Origin of the sequence: Candidatus Nebulibacter yamunensis, from assembly GCF_024208055.1 — a bacterium.
GTDB classification, from domain to species: domain Bacteria; phylum Pseudomonadota; class Gammaproteobacteria; order Francisellales; family Francisellaceae; genus Caedibacter; species Caedibacter lacustris.
The window spans coordinates 68,232-85,374 of record NZ_JAMBMW010000007.1; the positions used below are offsets into that span (position 1 = coordinate 68,232).

Below are 17,143 nucleotides of genomic sequence, written 5' to 3' on the forward strand. Positions count from 1 at the left end.
GTAAAGGCATTAATCAATCAAATTATCTTTAAAATGCTTACGACATACCGACACATAGTGATCATTGCCACCAATTTGTAATTGATCACCTTCTTTCACTACTTGTCCATTCTCACCTAAACGTAATACATGGGTTGCTTTCTTACCACAATGGCAAATGGTTTTTATTTCAATTAGCTGATCAGCCCAAGTAAGCAAATATTTACTACCTTCAAAAGGTTCTGCCTGAAAATCGTTTCTTAAACCATATGCAAGCACAGGGATATTAAGCACATCAACAACATCGCTTAATTGCAACACTTGTGCTTTTGTCAAGAACTGTGCTTCATCAATTAGCACACAATGGAGTGCATAATTTCTGACGTGTGCATATACATAAGCGTAAAGATCTGTATCTTTGTCATATAAAACCGCATCTGCTTGCAAACCTAAACGTGAAGTAATTTTACCCAAACCATAACGATCATCAAATTTTGGGGCAAACAATAAAGTATACATGCCTCGCTCACGGTAATTATAATCCGATTGCAACAAAGTTGTGCTTTTACCCGCATTCATTGTCGAATAATAAAAGTGAAGTTTTGCCATACTTAAAAATTGATCACTTATTTTAATATCGCCATAACTTAGCTCATCCTTGCCTAAGTTGAAATAAAAAAATCTCAAAAACTGTTCGCCTTCATCATAAAATCCGTTAGTCTGTAATATATTAAAGATTAAACTAAATAATTATTTTTTAATGAAAGTTAAGAAAAAACCCTTATTACTTATCCCTATTTTAGCTTTAGCTGGCTGTGTAACCGTTCCTCCTAAAAACATCAATAATGCTTGTACTATGGCACAACAATATCCTAATTGGTATTACGACTCGCTGAATTCATATAAAAAATGGGGTATCCCCATTAGTGTGCAATGGGCGATCATTCGTAATGAATCAAGCTTTATTGCCGATGCTAAAACACCTATGCAATATGCATTTGGTTTTATTCCAACCGGTCGCCAATCAACGGCTTACGGTTATGCTCAAGCCCTAAATGGGACATGGGATCATTACCAAAAATCTACTGGAAATAGTTGGGCAGATAGAACGAACTTTGCTGATGCTGTTGACTTTATAGGTTGGTATGGTAACTATGCACATAAAAAAGCGGGTATTTCTAAATCTAATGCCTATGAACTTTATCTTGCATATAATCAAGGCATTGGAGGTTATTTGCGTGGTAATTATCGTAATAATCAATTCCTACTCAACTATGCACGCAAAACACAAGATACCGCCTACAATTATGCTTATCAACTACGCCGTTGTAATATCCCTTCAAAAAGCTGGTTCTGGTAATTAAAATCCGCTATTCTAAGTTATATTTAAAAATAGAAACTTATAAAACATAATCCATGAGTGTAACTAATGACACCATTGCTGCCATCGCAACCGCCCCAGGTCGTGGAGGTGTTGGTATTATTCGCATCTCTGGCGAAAAAGCCTACGCTATTGCCTATAATGTGACAAAAACATGGCTTAAGCCACGTTATGCACATTTTCTTACATTTAAAAATCATCAAGATGAACTACTTGATCAAGGCATTGCGATCTATTTTAAAGCTCCCTACTCCTATACCGGTGAAGACGTGGTTGAATTACAGGCTCATGGCGGTCCTATACTCTTGAATCTTATTTTACAAACAACTCTGGAATATGGCGCGCGTCTTGCCAAACCTGGAGAGTTTACAGAGCGCGCCTATCTAAATGACAAAATTGATCTTGCTCAAGCAGAAGCAATTGCTGATATTATTGATGCTTCATCTGAGCAAGCTGCCAAGTCAGCCATGCGCTCCTTACAAGGTGAATTTTCTAAACACATTGACACATTAGTACACGCACTTATTCAACTGCGCGTACATGTTGAAGCAGCTATCGACTTTCCAGAAGAGGAAATTGATTTTTTAGCAGATCCATACATTGAGGCGCAACTTAATACCTTATATCAACAACTTAACTTCACTTTAGAAAACTCAAAACAAGGAGCACTTCTGCGTGAAGGTGTTGAAATTGTGATTGCAGGCAAACCCAATGCAGGTAAGTCAAGTTTGCTCAATGCTTTAGCAGGTAAAGAAACAGCGATTGTCACTGACATCGAAGGCACCACACGTGACACTTTACGTGAATATATCCAAATTAACGGTATACCTGTGCATATTATTGATACAGCAGGATTACGTATAAGTGACAATGTAGTTGAAAACGAAGGAATTAGACGTGCACTTGAAGCCATTAAGAAAGCCGATCATATTCTTCTTGTTGCTGATATTAGAGATACCATTGATAAAGAAATTACTGAGCTTGCGCCTGAATTTTTTAAACATATCCCTAACTACATTCCAATTACTTATGTTTATAACAAGATTGATTTAAGAGATAATGATCCACAAAATCATGATAATTACCTATATATTTCTGCTAAACATGGTATTGGTATCAATAAACTACGTGATTACCTTTTAAGGGCTATTGGTTATACACAAACAAATGAAGGTGTTTTTACCGCAAGGAAACGTCATATCAATGCTCTAAATGCAGCCAAAGAACACCTTGAAATTGCTCAACTGCATTTACAACATAAAGATGGAGAATTATTAGCCGAAGAGCTTAACCTTGCTCAAGGGCAGCTTTCAAGTATTACTGGTGAATTCAACGCTGATGACCTCCTAGGAGAAATATTTAGTAATTTTTGTATTGGGAAATAACATGACTGACAAAGAACAAGAAATTAAACGCCAATCAAAGATGACGCATATGGAACTGTTCAAACTCAATGGTGCCAAAGCGGCTGTACGTTCATTAATTTTTATTCTTATTTTTGCCATTTTCCTTTATGCCATTACTGGTGATATTCTCTCACCTGAACTTGCAGTCATTTTCTTTTTAATCGATGCCAGCGTGAACACCTTTCGCTATAAATGGTTTAAATCTTTACGCAAATAAATATCAGTTATTGGGCTTACTCACTTTATTATTCTGTTACTTTTCCAATTTAAAATAATATTGCTTTAGATACACTCACCCATCGTAGGTGTAACTCTAAACTTTGCTTTTGCTACTTAAAAAAATTCAGTAAAATATCATAAAATCACTACCTAAGGATCCCGCATATGACTACTATTTTTTGTACTAAACTACAACAACAAGGCACCGCGATGCTTTATGCCCCTTTGCCTGGTGAGCTAGGACAAAAGATTCTGCAATATATTTCACAAGAAGCATGGGCAAAATGGTTGGATCACCAAACCATTTTGATCAATGAATATCGTTTAAATTTACTAGAACCAGAAGCCAAAAAATTCCTAATCACTGAAATGGAAAAATTCCTATTTGGTGGTAGCGCTGAGAAACCTGCTGCATTTTCAGAACCTGAGTAATTGTCCTATTTTTATTTTTAAGGGCACCACTTGCCTATTATACTGATATTTATTGTAAATATTTCCTCTAATTGTGCGTCGCATGGGTTGTGTTACTTTTTAAATTCTCTTTTACGTCGTTTAATGGGTCGCAAGAAGCCCCCAACTATAACCGCTTGCGGTTTAGTGGTGGGAGCATGTCACTCCATGCTTTTCTCAAACGCCAAATATTCTTCTTGTAGTAATAAGAAAAACGCTTGTAGTTTTTGCTGACAAAACCGTCTAAGTTTAACATCATTCTCTGAAGTACCTAAGCTTAAACAAGACTGATAAATGACTACAAGTTCTTGCATAGTGGAAAAAAGTAACTTCATCAACTTTATTTGTTCATCACTTAGTTCAATCTTTGTATTGATAAAATGCTCAACTAATTTTTTTTCTTGCATAATCAAGTCATCAACTAATAATTTTATTGTTTTTTTATCCAACGTTTCTTTTGTTATTTCATCTTCAAGATTTACAGCGACTAAAATTTCTATAATTTGCTTATGTGTCAAGTAAATCTGATATGCTTTTGTTGATAATTTATGTTTTAAATTATTGGGTTTTATTATTAAACTCACAGCTAAGATGGCAACTGCGCCAATTGCAATATCAAATATACGCGCCCTAAAAAGTGATAGATCCCAATAAGATAATGCTCCTACAAACATCACGATAAACACACTACTAAAAAACACGCCAACTGAATAATGGACTACACTAAAATAAAGCGTAAAGAGCGATAGAGCCAAAATAACACAAATCAGCACATAAAATGGTAACTCTAAACTCAGGTAATAATAAGCCAGCGTTCCTATAAAACAGCCTAAAACGGTATGAATTACAATCGATTTAGATCTAAATAATATTTCTCTAGCATGGACACTAATACTAATTGAAATAATGGCTAATACACTCCAATAATTACGCTGCAAACCAATCATTTCAGTTACAATAATTGCAATAATACAAGCAATTAAAACTCGAATTGCTAATAATTTATATTGAGGAAGTTGATTGATATGTCTACGCCAACTCATCAACCGCTCCTTTTAGCTCAATGATGATATACTGCAGTGATTCCAATAAGAGGAGCAATTCAAATAACACAACATGACAACCTTTGATTGGTGGATGAGAAAGTACTTCACTTTTAAAGCCTTCAGTCAGTGACTTTAACTGTGATATTTGCAGCTCAAAGTCTTGTTCTTTCTTAAACATAAACGGCCATAGTGGTGCTTTGGTTGCCATAAAAATAATTTCTTGTAGCGCACTTTGTTTAACAAGTACTTTGACAGCTGGAGAATTTTTAATAAGCAAAGATTGATAAAAAAATAAAATGCGAAAAATTGTACGTATTATATTTTGATAGCGACCATAACATCTATGCCATGCAATCTTGCGTATTGGTGAAATAATCCAGGTAGCTCCACGTTCATGTAACGTATCTAGTGCCATATTTAGTTCTTTTTGACCATTTTTAAAATCTAGCTGGTATTTATTGGTACGCGTAATTTCTTCTAACCAAAAACGTGCTTCCTTTTGTAACATTATTGCATGTATTTGTAATACTCGAGATAACTGCTTTGGAGTATCCCACGGTCTTAGCCACAATATTAATATAACAAAAGCGATACTAACTACAACTAAGCTTATATAAAGTTCAATCAATTGATTAGGCAATACAGGCAATTGCATAGAAGAAATCGCTAATACAATGACTAAATATCCAGGAAATAACTTAAAGCGCCCACCAAACTTTCTAAGCCAAAAAGCAAAATAGGCTGAAATAATCACGATTAAAAAACTCAATATTTTATATGGATACAAGGACTCTGATAGACTTAAGCAAACAGCAAACCCAATAGCAAAGTAAAGAAATATCTGGCGTCTTGACTTAATATCGCCCACAGCACAAGCCATTGCCGCAAATGCCAAAAAGTAAAAACTCCACACCATCACCTCGTAGGCATAACCACAGCTCCATGCAAATAGAAAATAAGAAATCATTATACAGGCTACTTTGATCACCATTGCCAAAATATGCGCACCTGGATCATTTTTAGATAAATTATATATAAAACGCTCAATCATTTTTACTGTAATCTATGTTTATTATTTACATGCCCTGTTATAATACAGTCAGTTAACTTATTGCTATAAATAAAGCTTAATGGGCTTATTTTATAGTAATCAAATGCTAAAAGCATAATAAATATGGCACTTAAAATAAGTGGACTAATAATGAAGAGTTAGGGGAATGATAGTGAGACATGGCGACACCATTTTAGAAAAACTTCAAAACGGCGAATTTAAATTACGGAAATCAGAGCAAAAAGTTGCAAACTGGATCATGGATAATTCAGGGGATGCAACTGCCCTTAACATTACAACCATTGCACATAAAATTGGGGTAAGCGAACCGACGATTGTTCGGTTTTGTCGTGCTGTTGGCTGTAAAGGGTATCAAGAGTTTAAAATTCGCTTTGCAGAAGAACTTGCTCTGGGAAGAATCAATGAATCAATTGATATTAAATTAAACGACTCGACTGCTGTGGTAAAAGACAAAGTTGCACAGTTTGCACGTGCTGCTTTAGCCACTATAGATAGAGAAATTGACACCACAGAACTTGAGGTTGCCACTCAAATTTTACTTGAGTCAAACAAAGTTATCGTTTGTGGCTTTGGTGCATCCAATTGCACAGCTTTTGATAGTTTTCATAAACTTTTTCGTATGATGCCAAAAGTCGGCTATTATCCTGACATGCACATGTCTGCCATGGCTGTTGGTTCTTTAGAGCCGGGAGATGCAATTATTGCAATTTCCAATAGTGGTAAATCCGAAGCCTTAATTAGCTTATGTAAATTAGCTCGCAGCAATGGGGCCAAAGTGATCACGATTACTGATCCTGGCTCCCCTGTTGATCAAACTGCAAGTGTTCGCTTAAACATTAAAAAACAAGTAGATACTGGGCTTTTTGTACCAATGTCAAATCGCTTAAAACAGCTCATCATTATTGATTTTTTGGTTTATAACTATGCTCGTTTAAATGCAAAGCAAGCTGAACAGCGTTTAAAAAAAACCAAAACTGCATTAACAAATTTAAAACAACAGCACAGCATTATCTGACTTATCTAAATGCATGCCAGATTTCATCGGCAAGTTTATGACTAATGCCTTTGACTTTGGCAATTTCTTCAACGGATGCTCGCACAAGCTCCTGCCAACCACCAAAATGACGAAGCAAAGCTTGACAGCGCTTCCTACCAACACCAGGAATAGATTCTAACACCGATTCATTTTGTCTCTTTGCTATTTTTTTTCTTTGCCCTTTTATCGCAAAATCATGAGCAGCGTCACGAATTTGTCTGAGTAATAAAAATGATAAATCATGCTCCGGTAAATGGTGGGGCTGATCATCAAAACCAAGAAAAATATCTTCTTTACCACTTATTCTTTCAACACCCTTTCCTAAGCTAATAAGTTGAATGTTGTGTTCTTGTTTGTAAGCATGTAACACTTGTTGTGCTTTTTTTAACTGTCCTTTGCCACCATCAATAACTATAACGTCAGGTAAGTTTTGTGCTTCTATCCCTGACTCGATCCTTCTCTCCAATACTTGAGCAATAGCTGCATAATCATCCCCTGGGGTTATGTTTTGAATATTATAACGCCGATACGCTGACTTCATAGAACCACCTCTATCAAATACTACACATGAAGCAACTGTCGCTTCACCTTGATAATGACTGATATCAAAGCACTCGATACGATGAATATTGTCTTTATTAAGCCATTTTGCAAGTGCCAAAAAACGTGTTGTAAATTGTGACATAGATTGCAAATTGATTTGTAGTTTTTGTTTTGCATTAATCATCGCTAATTTTTGCCATTTCGCATTATCTGCTCCAGCATCAATAAGCCACCTTATCTTGCTATCCGCACGTTGCTCAACACTCTGTAATAAACTATTTGCCACTTTATGACCTTTGGGTAAAATTATCTCTTTAGGCCATATTGTCCGATGTTCATCCAAATAATAATGTGCTAAGAATGCCTCTAATAACTCTGATTCCGTATTGTTATTTACGTTAACAATCCAAGATTTATCGTCCGTAACCTTACCTTGTGTGACTTGTAACACAGTAATACATGCTTTTGTTTCCAAGCCTAACAAACCAATAACATGAAAACTGCGATCATTTATTTTATCTACAAACTGTTGTTGCTGTAATTTGGTTAGTAATATGAGTTGATCTCTTAACCTAGCTGCTTCTTCAAAATATTCATTTTCAGACGCTTGGTGCATTTTAGTTGAAACTTCCTGCAAAATCCCATTGAGCTTACCACTGACAAACCTTGCTAATAAATCAACCTGTAATTGATAAGCTTCTTCACTAATTTTACCGACACAGGGCGCACTACAACGTTTAATTTGATATTGTAGGCATGGTCGTGAACGATTGTTAAAGTAACTATCTTCACACTGACGCACCACAAATAACTTTTGCAACAAAGTAAGTGTTTCTTTCATGGATACCAACGATACATAAGGGCCAAAGTATTGACCATTTTTACGTGGTTTACCGCGAAATCCTGATAACCGTGGAAAAACATGATCACTTAAATACAAGTATGGGTAACTCTTATCGTCTTTAAATAAAATATTATACTTTGGCTTATGCTTCTTAATTAAAGCGCTTTCTAACAAGAAAGCTTCGTAATCGCTCGGTGTAACGGTAATATCAATAAAGTTAACTTGTGCAGCTAAGGTTTGTGTTTTTAAATCCTTAGCTCCACGATTAAAATAGCTATTGACTCGCTTATGAAGGTTTTTAGCTTTGCCAACATATAGTAAGTTGCCTTCACCATCATACATACGATAAACGCCAGGATAAGGAGTTAGATTTTTTAAAAAAGAAGATAGATCAAAATCTTGTTGGGTTTTAAACATTACAAATCACAAAAAAAATTATGAAAGAAAATCCAGCATATCAGTTGTTTTTATTCTCGACATCAATTAACTTGTGTCGAATTGCAAGATGTGTTAACTCAACGTCACTATCAATACCAAGTTTTTCAAATAAGCGGTAGCGATAGCTATTCACTGTTTTGGGGCTTAAACATAGCTGATCAGCCACTTCATTTACTTTCTGACCACTGGTAATCATTATCAATACCTGCATTTCACGCTCAGATAGCGAATCAAATGGAGTTTCGTCATCATGTGTTAAATGTTTTAACGCAAGCTGTTGTGCCACCTCTGGAGAAAGGTACCTGCGACCAGCATAAACAGTTCTAATTGCCTGAATCATTTCATCGACACTCACTCCTTTAGTCATATAACCAGAAGCACCTGCTTGTAGCACTTTTGTAGGGTAAGGCTCATCACCATAAACAGTTACCACCAATATTTTAATCTGAGGATAAGCTTTTGCAATACGCTTGGTAGCTTCCAAACCTCCGATGCCTGGCATTTTAACATCCATTAAAATCACATCAGGTAGCAATTTTGCAGTTAGAGAAATTGCTTCTTCACCACTTGCGGCTTCTCCAACGATTTCAATATTACTTACATCACTCAGTAATTTTTTTATTCCTAATCTCACTAAATCATGGTCGTCAACTAAAAGCACCCTTATCACGTCTTTACTCCCATTATATTGATCTATCTCACAACATCACCACATGAGGCTTGATCAAATATCGTCGATTGATCATTTATTTCAAATAAACTCATGCGCAAATTTCGAACTTATTTGTGAGAATTTGACCATAGTATAGCGTAAAAATGGGAAGTTGGCTTAGAGATTTTAGTTTATTTTGCTTGAATTTAACTACCGTGATTGTAATATGAGTGTACTTTTAAATAATAACTAACTGCATGGTCACGAACAATAATGAGTTGAACTGCCTAGTAAAACAGTTGTTCAATGAACCTTTTATTGCACTTGATACTGAATTTTATTGGCGTAATACTTATTATCCTCAGCTGTGCTTAATTCAAATTGCAACACCTAGCGATATCTATATTATCGATACCTTAGCAACTGAAATGTCACTTGACTTGCTTACTCCTGTTTTAGAAACTCACGAAGTTTGTAAAATCATGCATGCAGCGAATAACGATATTAAAATTCTACACCATTATTTAAACTGTCAGGTCAATAATATATTTGATACCCAAACAGCAATGGCGTTTTTAGGTCATAGCCATCAACTTTCTCTTGCCAACACATTAAATGAGCTTGGAATTGGCATACTCGACAAACAACAAAAAACGTCAGATTGGCGTACACGTCCTTTAAGTGATCTACAGCTAAATTATGCTAAAGAAGATATTGCTTATCTAATTCATACTCATCAACTTTTGCAACAAAGACTCCAAGCTTTAGGTTGGTTAGACGCTTTCTATGAAGAAATGAAAGTAATCGTTAATTCCCACTTTACGAATGCACATGCTGCACCTTTTAAATTTAAAAACCAGCTTATGCGTTTAAACGGTAAAGCTTACGACAACGTCATTACACTTTCCATTTGGCGAGAGCAATATGCCCAAAATAGAAATTGGGTTGTAAGATACATACTAAGTGATGATGAGCTTTTAAAAATTGCCAAACTAAATCCTGTAAACGAGCAAATGCTGATCAATAGCAAAATACTTTCAGCTAAAAAATTACACTACTTGGGAGCAAAGATTATAGATTTGCTTATCAATAACAACGTAGCTAGCCATAGTTTTAAATTAAAATCACATCCATATCCAATGGTTGCTAAAGACTTGTTAAATCAGTGCTTTGCTTATATTGAACAACTTGCTAAAGACCACCAGTTATCGCTAGCACTCATTTGCTCAAAGCAAGAACTAAAAGAGTTTTTGTGCGATTATTTACATGCCCCGCTTTACTTACGAGGAAAGCTTACTCAAAGTTGGCGCTATGAAAAATTTATTCAACCTGTTTGTAAACTAATAGATAAGCTTCGCCTGAAATCAGACTACAAGACATTAAATTAAAAGTTTGGCTGCACTTGTAAGACTCTCATCAAATCCAGCAAAGCTTTTATGGTAATTAACTACAAATTAATTCCTACTTTGCAGTTTGGCAAGGAATAGTCGAGGATAAATTATTTACATTTTTCTGGTTAGATTTGGTAAAACTGACCTAATTTTCGAACCTTTCCATTTTGACGAACTTCAAATCCAAGTATCGTTTGACCATTAAACTTACCTACCTCACCAATCATTTCACCCATCGTAACATCCTGTGACTCATGCACATTGATATCACTTAAATTGTTGTAAGCTGAAATATAACCATCTTCATGACTGATGATCACCATCTTGCCATAACCACCCATGCCAACTCCAGCATAAAGCACATTACCATTTGCAGCAGCATAGACCTTTGTATTAAGTGGGACATTGATTTCTTGTTGCTGATTAATACCATTTTTATCAAATGTACCTTTTATTTTTAATGGCCATTGCCAAACATTAGCGGCAACTGTTTTCCCCATTGGTATATTGTTTTGAGCATCTGACGTAATTTGTGGTTTTTTAATTGGTTCAGATTTTGGATTCGCTACAGCTAGAGGCTTCGACGTTGTTATATCTGGCAATTGAGCAGCAGGTTTTGGGTGAATAACATTTAGCATTTCACCTATTTTAGGAGTAGCACTTATCTGCTCTTTAATTTCATTTGGTGCACGAACCCGTATTTTCTGTCCAACATAAATCAAACTGGACTCTTTTATATCATTCCAAGTTTGTAAATCAGATAAGCTAACGTCATTTGCCAAAGCAATTTCTAACAACGAATCACCCGATTGAACAATGTAATACCCTGTTGTACTTTTTTTGATAGCATACTCGGTTTGGGTATTACCATCAAATTGAGTAAGACCATGAATATCAACCTCTTTATCATGAACATTAACCTGATTTAAATGAGTGGTTTTTGATTGCATTTCCTGTGTTTTTACACTTGACGTAACAGGTGCAGCACTTGCATCTACAGGAGGAAGGTTTGCTTGTTTTGTTGCATTTTGTTGAATGCGAGTTACCTGTGGTTGTAAGCTTTTATTGTGAGTTACAACGTTTGTTTGGGATGTATAAGTATAGGACTGATCTGCACGCCAAATTTTTTCTCCAGGCAAAGGACTAACACGTATGGTTTTACCGGGTGTTAAAACAAAAGGTGCTTTTAGCCCATTCCATAAAATCAAGGTTCGTTCAGTAACATTAAAACGCTTAGCAATATCGTACAAAGAATCACCTGTTTGTACCGTATAATAAGTCTGTTGCATTGGGATACTTGTAACAGGCGCTTGATCTTGTTCAGCATTAAAAAAGTGGTTTATTGAAGCACATCCTGATAACAATATAAGTGAAGCACCCATTGCACCTATTTTTTTAATCACTACAACTACTCCTTTTTAAGATCTTGCATTAATCCTTGGAACTTAACATTGTCATAATTTTTTGCAACATGTTTTGTGTATTTTGACCACTCATACCTGAAATAAAAAAATAAGGTTGTGCTTTATTCCAACCTATTCCACTTAGGATCTTATTGCATATTATTTCAACTTCATTTATTGGTAATTGATCAATTTTATTTAATACCAACCAACGCGGTTTTTTATACAATGATTCACTGTATTTTTTAAGCTCATTTTCAACCTTATCAAAGTTTTCAATCGGGTCAGAACCATCAATCGGTAACACATCTACTAGATGTAAAATATATTTTGTACGGGTTAAATGTTTTAAAAACTTTAACCCTAAACCTGCACCTTCTGACGCACCTTCAATTACACCTGGAATATCGGCAATAACAAAGCTATCATATTGACCAACACGAACCACGCCTAAATTAGGATACATAGTGGTAAAAGGATAATCTGCGACTTTAGGCGTTGCGGCTGAAACAGATCGAATTAAAGTGGATTTACCTGCATTAGGTAAACCTAAAAGTCCGACATCCGCTAGTAATTTCAGCTCTAATTTTATTTCAAATGATTCCCCTTCTTCACCATAGGTAAATTGTCTGGGGGCCTGATTGGTACTACTTTTGAAATGCGTATTGCCAATACCGCGGCGCCCACCTTGCGCAAGTTTTAACACATCCCCTTGTTTTAAAACCTCACCAACCTTCTGGTGTGTGGTTGCCTCATAAGCAACTGTTCCAACCGGAACGATCAAGTACAGATCTTCTCCTTTTTTACCCGCACATTTTTTACCTTCACCTGGCTTACCATTTTCAGCTTGGTAATTACGCTGATAGCGATAATCAATTAAAGTATTAACATTTTCCTCTGCTTTAATAAAGACACTACCACCGTTACCACCATCACCACCATCAGGACCACCCTTAGGTACATACTTTTCACGACGAAAACTTACACAACCATTACCGCCCTTTCCAGCATGCACTGTAATGACCGCTTCATCAACAAATTTCACTTTTAACCTTAAATTTTATCTTGAATGTCAACCATACCTATGATCTAAGAATTTCTGCAAAATGTACAGTATAAAAACTGTGAAATGGTTTACAACAGATATATAAATTAAGCCGATGAAACGTTATACTAAACTACTAGTTTAAGCAGTCAGTGATTCTATATGTCATATCAAGTTTTAGCAAGAAAGCATCGCCCTAAAAACTTTTCTGAAGTCGTTGGGCAGGAGCACGTTTTAAACAGTCTTATTCATGGCTTAGATCAAAACCGCTTGCATCATGCTTACCTTTTTACCGGTACACGCGGTGTTGGAAAAACCTCATTAGCACGCTTATTAGCAAAGTCTGTCAATTGCCTTAAAGGTGTGTCATCTAAGCCATGTGGAAATTGTGATCATTGCATTGCAATCGAGCAAGGTCGTTTCGTTGATTTAATTGAAATTGATGCTGCTTCACGCACTAAAGTTGAAGATACTAGAGATATCTTAGATAACGTTCAATATATGCCAAGCCAAGGTAAATATAAAATATACCTCATCGATGAGGTACATATGTTATCTCAACACAGCTTTAATGCACTTTTAAAAACATTAGAAGAACCACCCGAACATGTTAAATTTTTACTCGCCACAACAGATCCACATAAACTACCCATTACAATTCTATCGCGCTGTTTACAGTTCAATTTAAAGCATATTACCGAGCTTCAAATCAAACGTAAACTTGAGGATATTTTAAGCTATGAACAAATTCCTTTTGAAACAGATGCGCTTAGTGTTATTGCGCATGCAGCCGATGGCAGCATGAGGGATGCCTTAAGCCTAACCGATCAGTCTATCGCTTTTAGTAAAGGTCAAATCGTAACAGCGGATGTAAAAGCGATGCTGGGTATTGTTGATACACAAATGCTCGACACCTTACTTTTGCTTATTTTAGAAGAAAATACAACAGCATTAATCGAGTATAGTAATGATATTATTCAAGCAGGTAAATCCCCTGAGTCCGTGTTAAATGCGATTTCGGAATGCTTTTACTATGCAAGCTTGACTAATTTTAAAATGTTGAATTTAGAGAATTTACCTTGTACAACTGAAGTTTTAACAGCAATTACCCAAAACTACTCACTTGATCAACTTCAACTTTATTATCAGCTCTCCATTAAAGCTAAAGAAGATATTCATTTAGCTCCAACTGCTCAATGTGGTTTAGGTATGGCGTTACTTAGGCTTTGTGCTTTTTCTTTAGATTTAAATACCCCTTTCCAGGAAAATACAGCTTATTCTAGATCACAAGTACAGAAAAAAAATGAAGAATTAGATGAACTAAAAGCACCCCTAGCACACTCTAAAAAAGAGTCTTATTCGCCCATAACGTCAATACCGCAAGAAACAAGTCATATTGACAACTTAACCCAAACACAAGAGAAAACGCTTAACTATCCTACAGACACCCCTTCCCCTTTACAAGAGATAAAAGAAATAAATTTGGTAGATATACTTTCCCAACACTCCTCTCCACAAGTGACAGCGTATGAAAAACACTTAGAAAAGATCGACTGGTATCAAATCAGTCAAAGCTTAGGTTTAAAAGGCACGGTATTACAAGTTGTACTGAATTGTAGTCTTTTTAGCACTGACAATAATATTTATACTCTACAGGCTGCTGATTCTATCAAAGCGCTCATCACACCTAATTCAATTCAGAAAATTGAAGATGCATTATCAAAACGTCAAGGTCATAAAATCATACTTGAGTTTACCCATCTAAATATAAAAAATAAAACAACTCGCCCTATTTCTACCAGTCAACAAAAAATCAAGGAGTTAGAAACTAATAATTTTTCCGTACAACAAAATCAAGAAAACATAGCAGATTTAGCCAAAGTAACCTCTTTTGAAACTTCATCTCACAATACGCCTGCACAAATCAATCAGCAACAAAAAGAAAAAAGAATCGACCAGATCTATCAAAGTTTAAAGCAAAACGCTGATATCCAAAAATTAGAGTCAATTGGATTTGAGGTCTTAAAAGAGAATATAAAGCTCACAACTTTACCATAAGAGGTTATCAATTTTGAATTCATAGGACGCGCAGCATATAACATGTTAGAAATATTTCTACAATGGATGCTGCTCATATTCTTCTCTATAATTGAACAGACTGATAACAGCCTAAATTCTTTAAAAAAGATGTCTTTTTCAAAATAGCAAGTAATGCTGCTTGTACATTTCGCTCTTCTTCATGTCCTTCAAAGTCAACAAAAAAACTATAATCCCAGGCACGTGAGCGCGATGGTCGTGATTCAATTTTACTCATATTAATACCATGCTCAGCTAAACAAGTTAACACTTGAACCAGTGCATTGGGTTTATGTAGTGTTGTAAAAATAATTGAGGATTTATATGCTATCCCTTGTTGATATGACTCATTTGCTCCGTCACGCCCTAACAAGAAAAATCGAGTGTAATTAAATGGTTCATCCTCAAATTGCTCCTTTAAAATTTTAAGTGAATAAGTTTTTGCGGCAAGTTTACTGGCAATGGCTGCTTGATCGAGAATACCTTTTTCAGCAATATATTTGGCTGCTCCAGCAGTATCGACAAAGATTTTAGGACTTAGTTGCATCCTGGCAATATTGTTCTGGCACTGAGCCAATGCCTGAGGATGTGAACGCACAAGTATAATATCATCAAATTTAGCATCAGGGTGACTCATTAAACAATGTTCAACCTTTAAAATCACTTCGTGCTGAATGCGAAGGTTATATTTTAATAATTCGTCGTAAGCAGGAAGAACTGTCCCTGCAATTGAATTCTCAACTGGAATCATAGCAAAATTAGCTTTTTTTTCAGCTACTGCTTCTAAGGCTTCAGCAAATGACATACAAGGAAAGGTTGTAATATCTTGTATTTGCTTTTTTTGATAAAGCTTATGTATTGCTTGCTCGGAATAAGCACCTTTTTCACCTTGAAAAGATATGATCAAACTCAAATATTCCCCCTTTTACCTAAATACTTTACGGTCTACCTTATATTAAAAAACTGCGCTAACATTCGCTTACTATGTGCAATTAAATTTGGATATTTATTTAACTTTACTTTTAATTCACTCTGCCACGGTGTATAAAAAATATTGGCAACAAACGCATACACTATATGGTCCAGCAGTGTTGCATGCTCAACAAAAAAATAGTTTTTATCCGCAAGAAAATTTGCCAAGGCTTCCAGATCATGGTCTGCTTTTTCATAAATCTGTTGTGCATTTAATCTACCTAAGCCTTGTTCATAAAGTTGCTTAGTTGCATTTTTGGTCATAACTTTGAAAATGATATTGAACAAAAACTTTGGCATTTGTGTCGTGCTTGAGAGTATTTTTTGCCATGTATTCTCTGACGTTTTATCAATCCAACGGTTATAAACAAGCATCCAATATAAATGCTCTTCACACAAACGTTTATAAGCCAAAGTTTGTGATTTTTCCAATATACTTAAGTTTTTTTGCATAGGATAGGGACTTATTTCTTCAAGCATATCAATAATTAAACTACTATCAACGTAAATCTTACCATCTTTTTTAATGTACGGCATTTTTCCTGTTGGTGAGCCACGCATGTCCACGCTGTAATGATTTTTGTAATCGTATTTCTGTGCAATCAGATAGCTCTCTAGCTTCATACAAAAGGGGCTAGTATTAGGCAATCCACACATTTTAGGAAATTGATATAACTCAATCACAATGATCCTTATCTTGATTATTAGTTGATTTATATTGGTGAATTTTATAATCATTTAAATCAATAATATTATTGATATATGTTTTTTCTTTAACTGTACTATCGTGCTTTTGTATTTCTATGGGTGAAATTTTTTGGTCATCTGAAATAACCTGTAGAAAATGACCACCATTAAATTGTAAGAGACCTTTATAGCGATTAATACCATCATAACTATATTCAAACGCATATTCTCGAAATAAACACATGCTGCCAATATTATTTTGGCGTGACAGTTTCGTCTTGGTTAAACAAACTGTATCATCAAGTAATTGCACATCCCATTGCTTACATATTTTAATTGCAGTGACGATCGCCAATTCACGCGCTTTCATTGATGTTCGCCATAGCAAAGCGACAACGACTAACACAATGATTGCACTGGCAATTGTTATACTCATATTGATTTTGATCTTTGATCATCTTAATTTTTACATTATACTCCGAAGCCTATTTATGAAAAGTATT

At 35.4% G+C, this 17,143-nt stretch carries 17 protein-coding genes; 7 read left to right on the plus strand and 10 right to left on the minus strand.

Features of this window, described 5'->3' with window-relative positions:
* Positions 1–9: 9 nt before the first annotated feature.
* Entirely contained in the window at positions 10–666 is a 657-nt protein-coding gene (locus M1V25_RS04695) for a thymidine kinase (protein WP_239986725.1), read from the minus strand.
* Between the two features lie 73 nt (positions 667–739).
* Between M1V25_RS04695 and M1V25_RS04700 the strand changes: the two genes are divergently transcribed.
* From M1V25_RS04700 to M1V25_RS04715, 4 genes are all read left to right on the plus strand, one after another.
* Complete coding sequence (locus tag M1V25_RS04700) at positions 740–1,339, plus strand: transglycosylase SLT domain-containing protein (protein ID WP_116963417.1); 600 nt, start codon at positions 740–742, stop codon at positions 1,337–1,339.
* Positions 1,340–1,395: 56 nt separating this feature from the next.
* Positions 1,396–2,745, plus strand: coding sequence for a tRNA uridine-5-carboxymethylaminomethyl(34) synthesis GTPase MnmE (gene mnmE / locus M1V25_RS04705; RefSeq protein ID WP_498842578.1), 1,350 nt, complete (start codon positions 1,396–1,398; stop codon positions 2,743–2,745).
* A 1-nt stretch (position 2,746) separates the two neighbouring features.
* Positions 2,747–2,983: a hypothetical protein gene (locus tag M1V25_RS04710; protein WP_116963415.1), complete on the plus strand. Its 237-nt coding sequence runs from the start codon at positions 2,747–2,749 to the stop codon at positions 2,981–2,983.
* A 167-nt stretch (positions 2,984–3,150) separates the two neighbouring features.
* Complete coding sequence (locus M1V25_RS04715) at positions 3,151–3,417, plus strand: oxidative damage protection protein (protein ID WP_498842579.1); 267 nt, start codon at positions 3,151–3,153, stop codon at positions 3,415–3,417.
* A 179-nt stretch (positions 3,418–3,596) separates the two neighbouring features.
* Here M1V25_RS04715 and M1V25_RS04720 read toward each other — a convergent pair whose 3' ends face one another.
* Positions 3,597–4,478, minus strand: coding sequence for an FUSC family protein (locus tag M1V25_RS04720; protein WP_498842580.1), 882 nt, complete (start codon positions 4,476–4,478; stop codon positions 3,597–3,599).
* Positions 4,465–5,532 (minus strand): hypothetical protein, encoded by a 1,068-nt coding sequence (locus M1V25_RS04725; RefSeq protein WP_498842581.1) that lies wholly within the window; start codon positions 5,530–5,532, stop codon positions 4,465–4,467. The genes M1V25_RS04720 and M1V25_RS04725 overlap by 14 nt, the downstream gene beginning before the upstream one ends.
* Positions 5,533–5,698: 166 nt before the next feature.
* Between M1V25_RS04725 and M1V25_RS04730 the strand changes: the two genes are divergently transcribed.
* Positions 5,699–6,568, plus strand: a complete 870-nt coding sequence (locus tag M1V25_RS04730) for a MurR/RpiR family transcriptional regulator (protein WP_116964519.1) — start codon at positions 5,699–5,701, stop codon at positions 6,566–6,568.
* 1 nt (position 6,569) lies between these two features.
* Here M1V25_RS04730 and uvrC read toward each other — a convergent pair whose 3' ends face one another.
* Together uvrC and uvrY are read right to left on the minus strand one after the other, a co-directional pair.
* A complete protein-coding gene (uvrC, locus tag M1V25_RS04735; RefSeq protein ID WP_498842582.1) occupies positions 6,570–8,393 on the minus strand; it encodes an excinuclease ABC subunit UvrC in 1,824 nt (607 codons plus the stop codon).
* Positions 8,394–8,433: 40 nt separating this feature from the next.
* The gene (gene uvrY, locus M1V25_RS04740) at positions 8,434–9,084 is read right to left on the minus strand and encodes a UvrY/SirA/GacA family response regulator transcription factor (RefSeq protein ID WP_116964521.1); all 651 of its coding nucleotides are present in this window, start codon (positions 9,082–9,084) and stop codon (positions 8,434–8,436) included.
* Positions 9,085–9,323: 239 nt separating this feature from the next.
* Between uvrY and M1V25_RS04745 the strand changes: the two genes are divergently transcribed.
* Positions 9,324–10,454, plus strand: coding sequence for a ribonuclease D (locus tag M1V25_RS04745; protein ID WP_498842583.1), 1,131 nt, complete (start codon positions 9,324–9,326; stop codon positions 10,452–10,454).
* 128 nt (positions 10,455–10,582) lie between these two features.
* Here the strand turns inward: M1V25_RS04745 and M1V25_RS04750 are convergent, their stop codons facing one another.
* Positions 10,583–11,860 (minus strand): LysM peptidoglycan-binding domain-containing protein, encoded by a 1,278-nt coding sequence (locus tag M1V25_RS04750; protein WP_498842584.1) that lies wholly within the window; start codon positions 11,858–11,860, stop codon positions 10,583–10,585.
* 28 nt (positions 11,861–11,888) lie between these two features.
* The gene (gene cgtA, locus M1V25_RS04755; RefSeq protein WP_116964524.1) at positions 11,889–12,905 is read right to left on the minus strand and encodes an Obg family GTPase CgtA; all 1,017 of its coding nucleotides are present in this window, start codon (positions 12,903–12,905) and stop codon (positions 11,889–11,891) included.
* Positions 12,906–13,067: 162 nt separating this feature from the next.
* On the opposite strand from cgtA, the gene dnaX reads away from it, so the two are divergent.
* Entirely contained in the window at positions 13,068–14,963 is a 1,896-nt protein-coding gene (dnaX, locus tag M1V25_RS04760) for a DNA polymerase III subunit gamma/tau (protein ID WP_498842585.1), read from the plus strand.
* Between the two features lie 85 nt (positions 14,964–15,048).
* Here the strand turns inward: dnaX and pheA are convergent, their stop codons facing one another.
* The 3 genes from pheA to M1V25_RS04775 are packed head-to-tail and all read right to left on the minus strand — an operon-like array spanning position 15,049 to position 17,076.
* A complete protein-coding gene (gene pheA / locus M1V25_RS04765; RefSeq protein WP_498842586.1) occupies positions 15,049–15,894 on the minus strand; it encodes a prephenate dehydratase in 846 nt (281 codons plus the stop codon).
* Positions 15,895–15,926: 32 nt separating this feature from the next.
* Positions 15,927–16,637 (minus strand): glutathione S-transferase family protein, encoded by a 711-nt coding sequence (locus tag M1V25_RS04770; RefSeq protein WP_192877951.1) that lies wholly within the window; start codon positions 16,635–16,637, stop codon positions 15,927–15,929.
* A complete protein-coding gene (locus tag M1V25_RS04775) occupies positions 16,630–17,076 on the minus strand; it encodes a DUF3301 domain-containing protein (RefSeq protein ID WP_498842587.1) in 447 nt (148 codons plus the stop codon). Before M1V25_RS04775 ends, M1V25_RS04770 begins: the two co-directional genes overlap by 8 nt.
* Between the last annotated feature and the right edge of the window lie 67 nt (positions 17,077–17,143).